This is a genomic window from Bradyrhizobium sp., from assembly GCF_036009065.1.
Taxonomy (GTDB): Bacteria; Pseudomonadota; Alphaproteobacteria; order Rhizobiales; family Xanthobacteraceae; genus Bradyrhizobium.
This window is the reverse complement of the sequence record NZ_DASYMN010000098.1, coordinates 1-7,164: the sequence shown is the minus strand read 5'-3', so window position 1 is coordinate 7,164 and position 7,164 is coordinate 1. Positions and strand designations below refer to the sequence as shown.

Annotated in this window: 7 protein-coding genes; 5 read left to right on the top strand and 2 right to left on the bottom strand. The window is 61.7% G+C overall.

Going from position 1 to position 7,164, the window contains the following annotated elements:
• Positions 1–223 precede the first annotated feature (223 nt).
• Together VGP39_RS05850 and VGP39_RS05845 are read right to left on the bottom strand one after the other, a co-directional pair.
• Positions 224–901, bottom strand: a complete 678-nt coding sequence (locus VGP39_RS05850; RefSeq protein WP_327567161.1) for a uracil-DNA glycosylase — start codon at positions 899–901, stop codon at positions 224–226.
• Entirely contained in the window at positions 879–1,508 is a 630-nt protein-coding gene (locus tag VGP39_RS05845; RefSeq protein ID WP_327567160.1) for an NYN domain-containing protein, read from the bottom strand. Before VGP39_RS05845 ends, VGP39_RS05850 begins: the two co-directional genes overlap by 23 nt.
• Positions 1,509–1,853: 345 nt before the next feature.
• Between VGP39_RS05845 and rpoZ the strand changes: the two genes are divergently transcribed.
• The 5 genes from rpoZ to lepB all read left to right on the top strand — a co-directional run.
• Complete coding sequence (rpoZ, locus tag VGP39_RS05840; RefSeq protein WP_027522935.1) at positions 1,854–2,246, top strand: DNA-directed RNA polymerase subunit omega; 393 nt, start codon at positions 1,854–1,856, stop codon at positions 2,244–2,246.
• Between the two features lie 250 nt (positions 2,247–2,496).
• Positions 2,497–4,791 (top strand): bifunctional (p)ppGpp synthetase/guanosine-3',5'-bis(diphosphate) 3'-pyrophosphohydrolase, encoded by a 2,295-nt coding sequence (locus VGP39_RS05835; protein ID WP_327567159.1) that lies wholly within the window; start codon positions 2,497–2,499, stop codon positions 4,789–4,791.
• Between the two features lie 117 nt (positions 4,792–4,908).
• Positions 4,909–5,676: a pyridoxine 5'-phosphate synthase gene (locus VGP39_RS05830; protein ID WP_327567158.1), complete on the top strand. Its 768-nt coding sequence runs from the start codon at positions 4,909–4,911 to the stop codon at positions 5,674–5,676.
• Positions 5,673–6,092 carry a holo-ACP synthase gene (gene acpS, locus VGP39_RS05825; protein ID WP_327567157.1) on the top strand — a complete coding sequence of 140 codons (420 nt, stop codon included), beginning with the start codon at positions 5,673–5,675 and terminating at the stop codon, positions 6,090–6,092. The genes VGP39_RS05830 and acpS overlap by 4 nt, the downstream gene beginning before the upstream one ends.
• A 383-nt stretch (positions 6,093–6,475) precedes the next feature.
• A partial coding sequence (gene lepB, locus VGP39_RS05820) for a signal peptidase I (protein ID WP_327567156.1) occupies positions 6,476–7,164 on the top strand: 689 nt, incomplete at its 3' end.

Here is a 7,164-nt window from a genome sequence, read left to right as displayed (position 1 = left end):
CCGTTGGAGCATCGCAATAACTGCAGATTTGCCTGAGGTCAGATCCCCGCAACACCGTCGTTCCTAAGTAGTTGAAATGACTCGGATACATTTTTGGATCAGGCTCTGAGGAGCGGCCTCTTGGCCGCGTCTCGAAGGATGCGCCACCAGCGCAAGCGGCCGTCCTTCGAGACGCCGCGCGAACGCGCGGCCTCAGGATGACGGCGGGGTAGTGGCACGAAACTCATTTCTCAAGCTCCGTGCGCACCTTCGCGAACACGCTGCGAAACATCTCCGGCGTCAGCACCCGTGTGTTGGTGTTGTAGCGCGAGCAATGATAGCTGTCGTATAGTCTGATTTCGCCGGCCTGATGCACGGCGCCATGCGAAAATGGCATCGCCGCCGAGCGAAGCCCCAATACCTTCACTGTCGATTCATGGGCGATGCGGCCGAGCGCCACGATCGCGCGCAGCCGCGGCATCGTCTCCAGCGTTGCAATCAAGAACTGCCGGCAGGTGTTGATCTCGGCAGGCAGCGGCTTGTTCTGCGGCGGCACGCAGCGTACCGCATTGCCGATGCGGCAATCGACCAGCATCAGTCCATCGTCGGGACGCGCCTGATAGACGCCTTTTGCAAAGCCGTATTCGATCAGCGTCGCGTAGAGCAGGTCGCCGGCATGATCGCCGGTGAACGGCCGCCCGGTGCGGTTGGCGCCCTGCAAGCCGGGCGCTAATCCGACGATCAACAGCCGCCCGTTCGCGTCGCCGAATGGCGGCACCGGAGAATTGAACCAGCCGGGTTCGCGCGCGCGCGCGGCCTGCCGAAAGTCGGCAAGCCGCGGACACAGCGGACAATTGCGATCAGGTTCGGTGCGAAGACCGGCGGATGTCCGCGCCGGATCAGTCGTCGAAATCGTCGTCATCGCCCCGTGGCGCCATGGTGGTGGCGCGTTGCAGGAACTGCGGCGCATGGTGCCGCGGTTCCCGCGGCGCCGGACGCTCCGACGGATCGCGGCCGAGCTTGGGCTGCAATTCCACCAGATCGGTGAACACGTCGGCCTGGCGGCGCAATTCGTCGGCGATCATCGGCGGCTGGCTGGAAATCGTGGAGATCACGGTGACGCGGACGCCGCGGCGCTGCACGGCCTCGACCAGCGAGCGGAAATCGCCGTCGCCGGAAAACAGCACGATCTGGTCGACATGCTCGGCAAGTTCCATCGCATCGACCGCAAGCTCGATATCCATGTTGCCCTTGACCTTGCGGCGGCCAGAGGCGTCGATGAATTCCTTGGTGGCTTTGGTGACGACGGTGTAGCCGTTGTAGTCGAGCCAATCGATCAAAGGCCGAATCGACGAATACTCCTGATCTTCGATGATCGCCGTGTAATAGAACGCGCGCACCAAGGTGCCGCGGCCCTGGAATTCCTTGAGAAGGCGCTTGTAATCGATGTCGAAGCCGAGCGTCTTGGCGGTTGCATAAAGATTGGCGCCATCGATGAAGAGCGCGATCTTGTTGGAGACAGGTGACATAAGTTTCTCACGAGTTGTTGTTGCTAAACATTTTTTTGGCACGGCGGCAGCCGCCACGCATTCCAAAGAACTTCGCTGCCCAGTGGCCGATCAACTGGATCAGACACCACCGTCGATAGAGTGAGGCAAGAGCTTCAGGTCGATACTTAGGTCAAGCAATGAAGCGAATTCTTGTCCGGGAGGCTGTTGGACGAGCCTCGGGGCACTCGGTCTGCCGGTTCCAAATGGGGTTAGCAGAGCGTTTAGGCGAGGCCAAATGGCAAATTTGGCTTGCGAAATGCTCCCGGCCGCTATACCTACCGCGAATAATCAAAAAATTCGATCCCTTTCACGGAGCGACAGTCGATGGCGCGCGTCACGGTAGAAGATTGCATTGATAAGGTCGATAACAGATTCGATCTGGTCCTGCTGGCGGCGCATCGCGCCCGTATGATATCCTCAGGCTCGCAACTTACAGTTGATCGCGATAATGACAAGAATCCAGTCGTTTCGCTACGGGAAATTGCCGATCAGACCATTTCTCCCGAAGATTTGCGGGAAGAACTGGTTCATTCCCTGCAGAAATTCGTCGAAGTCGATGAGCCGGAGCCCGATACGGTGCCCCTGATTGGCTCGGCGGGGGCCAGCGTGGATGCCGACGATACCGAGGTGGCGGTCGAGCGCATGACCGAGGAGGAGCTTTTGAAGGGACTCGAAGGCCTGGCACCCCCGGAAGAGCAGCCCGAAGAAGACGAATGATATCAGCCGCAACGGCTGGCGATATTGGCGGAGCCCGGACCCTAGGTCCGGGCTCTTCGCATTTATGGAGGAAATTTAATGTATTCAGGGCAGTTTGTGCCGAGGATCGGCTGAATGTGGCCTTTGGCCTTCAGAAAACGCAAAATCTTGAGCAAATTCAGTTCGGATTCCGCTTTCCGAGCCGGCACTCTGGGATAGATTAGACGACGAGCACGGGGCTCATCCCGGGGCCCATGGAGGCAGCTATTCGATGGCGTATTGGCGCCGCAGTTCCCGGCAGATGCAGGCCGCGACCGATTCGGCCCCTGTTGCGCTTGCCGCGCCTGCGCCGGTGAAGGCGGCAAAGCCGCGCTCCCGCATGATGCGACAATACGACCTGGTTGACCGGGTGCGTGCCTACAACCCGGGCACCAACGAAGATCTGCTCAACCGCGCCTACGTCTACGCCATGAAGGCGCATGGCGCGCAGACCCGCGCCTCCGGCGATCCATATTTTTCGCACCCCCTGGAAGTCGCGGCGATCCTGACCGACCTCAAGCTCGATGACGCCACCATCGTCGCGGCGTTGCTGCACGACACCATCGAGGACACCGAGGCCACCCGCGCCGAAATCGATTCCGTGTTCGGGCCCGAGATCGGCGCGCTGGTGGAGGGCCTCACCAAGCTGAAGCGGCTGGAACTGGTGTCGCGCGAGGCCAAGCAGGCCGAAAATCTGCGTAAGCTGCTGCTGGCGATATCGGACGACGTTCGCGTGCTGCTGATCAAGCTTGCCGACCGCCTGCACAACATGCGCACGCTCGAATTCGTGGCCCCGGCGGCGCGCCGCCGCATCGCCGAGGAGACGCTCGACATCTACGCACCGCTTGCCGGCCGCATGGGCATGCAGGAGATGCGCGAAGAACTCGAAGAGCTGTCATTCCATATGCTCGACCCGGAAGCCTATGCGGTCGTGATGAAGCGCCTTGACGCGCTGGAGGAGCGCAACCGCAACCTGATCGGCGAGATCGAAAGCCAGCTCTCCAAAAATCTGGAAAAGAACGGCATGGCCGCGCACGTATACGGCCGCCGCAAGCGTCCGTTTTCGATCTGGACCAAGATGGAGCGCAAGTCGGTCGGCTTCGAGCAATTGTCCGATATTTTCGGATTCCGTGTGGTGCTGGACGATGTCGAAGCCTGCTATCGCGCGCTGGGCGTCGTGCACACCACCTGGCCGGTGGTGCCTGGCCGGTTCAAGGATTACATCTCGACGCCGAAACAGAACGACTACCGCTCGATTCACACCACCGTGATTGGTCCCGGCAAACAGCGCGTGGAGTTGCAAATCCGCACCGCGGAGATGGACCAGATCGCCGAGTATGGTATCGCGGCGCATGCCTTCTACAAGGAGGGTGTCGGTTCTCCCACCGAATTGCTCAATCGTGAATCCAACGCTTTTGCGTGGCTGCGCCATACCGTCGAGGTTCTTTCCGAAAGCGCCAATCCGGAAGAGTTCCTCGAACATACCAAGTTGGAGCTGTTTCACGATCAGGTGTTCTGCTTCACCCCGAAGGGAAAGCTGATCGCGCTGCCGCGCCAGGCCAATGTCATCGATTTCGCCTATGCGGTGCATACCGACGTCGGCAACAGCGCGGTGGGCTGCAAGATCAACGGCAAGTTCGCGCCGCTGTCGTCGGAATTGCAGAACGGCGACGAGGTCGAGGTTCTGACGTCGCGCGCTCAGAAAGCGCCGCCGTCGGCGTGGGAATCTCTCGCCGTGACCGGCAAGGCGCGGGCGGCGATCCGGCGCGCGACCCGCACCGCGGTGCGCGATCAGTATGCCGGCCTCGGCCGGCGCATCGTCGAGCGGCTGTTTGCGCGGGCCAAGATGGAATACGCCGACGACAAGCTCAAGGGCGCGCTGCCGCGGCTGGCGCGCGCCTCGATCGATGACGTAATGGCGTCGGTCGGACGCGGCGAGATGCGAGCCTCCGACGTCGCGCGTGCGATGTATCCCGACTACAAGGAAGAACGCGTCGGCCGGTTCGGTGCGAAGAGGAGCCTCGCAGTCAAGTTGAGGTTGAAATCGCCGCCCCCCGACCCAACGCGAGGCCCCTCGGCCATACCGATTCGCGGCATCAATTCCGACCTGCCAATCAAGTTCGCTCCGAACGGCGGCGCGGTGCCGGGCGATCGCATCGTCGGCATCGTCACCCCCGGGGAGGGCATCACGATCTATCCGATCCAGTCGCCGGCGCTGAAGGATTTCGAGGAGATGCCGGAGCGCTGGCTCGACGTACGCTGGGATGTCGATGAGTCGACGCCGCAGCGTTTTCCGGCGCGGATTCTCGTCGACAACGTCAACGAACCCGGAAGTCTGGCGCAGGTGGCCACCGTGATCGCCGAGCATGACGGCAATATCGACAATATCAGCATGTCCAGGCGCTCGCCGGACTTCACCGAACTCACCATCGACCTTGAGGTCTATGACCTGAAGCATCTCAGCGCTATCATCGCCCAGTTGCGCGCCAAGGCCGTGGTCGCCCGGGTCGAACGCGTCAATGGATAAACCACCGCGTCATTGCCGGGCTTGACCCGGCAATCCATCCTCTTCAAAGATTCCATGCGAAGAAGATGGATGCGCGGGTCAAGCCCGCGCATGACAGCAAGATGGGTTGTGCGTGAAATGCCCAAAGCTCCACCGCTGCGTCTTGGAGTCAATGTCGATCACGTCGCCACGCTGCGCAACGCGCGGGCGGGGGAGCGGCCCGATCCGGTGCGCGCGGCGCTGATCGCGATCGAGGCCGGCGCCGACGGCATCACCGCGCATCTGCGCGAGGACCGCCGCCATATCCGCGACGACGACATGGCGCGATTGAAGGCCGAAATCTCAAAGCCGCTGAATTTCGAGATGGCGGCGACCGAGGACATGCTGCGGATTGCGCTGGCAACAAAACCGCACGCGGTCTGCGTCGTCCCCGAGCGGCGTGAAGAACTGACCACCGAGGGCGGCCTTGACGTGGCCGGGCAGCACGACGCGTTGGCCCCATTCATCACCAGACTGAACGACGCCGGCGTCCGGGTGTCGCTGTTCATCGCCGCCGATTCCAGACAGATCGAAATGGCGGCGAAGCTGCGCGCGCCCGTGATCGAGATCCACACCGGCGCCTGGTGCGACGCCGTGGTCGATGGCGACGCGGCGAAGGCCGAAGCCGAATGGCAGCGCATCGTCGCAGGCGCAAAGCTTGCGCGATCCGCCGGGCTTGAGGTGCATGCCGGCCACGGCCTCGACTATGCAACCGGGGAAACCATCGCGGCGCTGCCTGAGATCGTCGAACTCAACATCGGCTATTACATGATCGGCGAAGCGCTGTTCGTCGGTCTTGCCGAGACCGTGCGCGCCATGCGGGCCGCGATGGACCGCGGGCGCGCGAAACTTGAGACCTCCGCATGATCATCGGCATCGGCTCCGACCTGATCGACATCCGCCGCGTGGCCAAGGTGATCGAGCGTCACGGCGACCGCTTTCTGGACCGTATCTTCACGTCAGCCGAGCGCAGCAAGGCCGAACGCCGCGCGCAGAACGAGAAGATGGTGGTGGCGACCTACGCCAAACGCTTTGCCGCCAAGGAGGCCTGTTCCAAGGCCCTGGGCACCGGCATCCGGCAGGGCGTATGGTGGCGCGATATGGGCGTGGTCAATCTTCCCGGTGGACGTCCGAGCATGATTTTGACCGGCGGGGCGCAGGCGCGGCTGGAGGCGCTGACGCCGCCGGGTCATCAGGCGCAGATCGACCTCACCATCACCGACGACTGGCCGCTGGCGCAGGCCTTTGTCATAATTTCGGCGGTCATTCCGGGTAAACCGTAAAGCGCCTGGTTGACGCTGACCGGCGGTCGTGGACGCTCTCTCCTTCGTCATGCCCGGGCTTGTCCCGGGCATTCACGTCTTTCGGACGGCGCGTGGATCAAGGCATGGATCGCCGGGACAAGCCCGGCCATGACGATGAAAGACAAACTGAAAAAATCACTGACTTGTCATAGGATTAGCAAGTTTTCGCAGGGGCGTTGATTGCGCACCTGCGAACAACCGTCTAAAACGGCCGCCATCGTAGCGGGCTGAATTCGGGTTTGCGCCGGAATTCGCTCAAAACATCAGAATCAAGACCATTTTCCTGACGCGAAACGACTGCTGATTCGCGTGAAGAAAATGCTCTGTCACCGCGCGCGGTCGCGACGGGAATTGGGAAAGCGATGAGCGTGACATCCGGGACAAAGTCTGAAAGCGGCGTCGGTGAAACGATCCGCGTCGTCATCCACGCGCTTCTGATCGCTTTGGTGATCCGCACCTTCCTGTTCCAGCCCTTCAACATCCCTTCGGGATCGATGAAGGCGACGCTGCTGGTCGGCGATTATCTGTTCGTGTCGAAATACTCCTACGGCTACAGCCATTATTCTATCCCGCTGTCGCCGCCGCTGTTTTCCGGCCGCATCTTCGGCTCGGAGCCCTCGCGCGGCGACGTCGTGGTGTTCCGGCTGCCGAAGGACGATTCCACCGATTACATCAAGCGGGTGATCGGCCTGCCCGGCGACCGCATCCAGATGCGAGAGGGCCTGCTCTACATCAATGAAAAGCCCGTCATGCGCGAGCGGTTGTCCGATTTCGTCGGCGAAGACCCTTGCGGCTCCGATGCCACGGCAAGGGTCAAGCGCTGGAAGGAGACGCTGCCGAACGGCGTCAGCTATGAGACGCTGGATTGCGTCGACAACGGCTTCTACGACAACACCAATGTCTACACCGTGCCGGCCAGTCACTTCTTCATGATGGGCGACAACCGGGACAATTCGACCGACAGCCGGGTGCTGTCGGCGGTCGGCTACGTGCCGTTCGAGAACATCGTCGGGCGGGCCCAGATGATCTTTTTCTCGATCGCCGAGGGCGA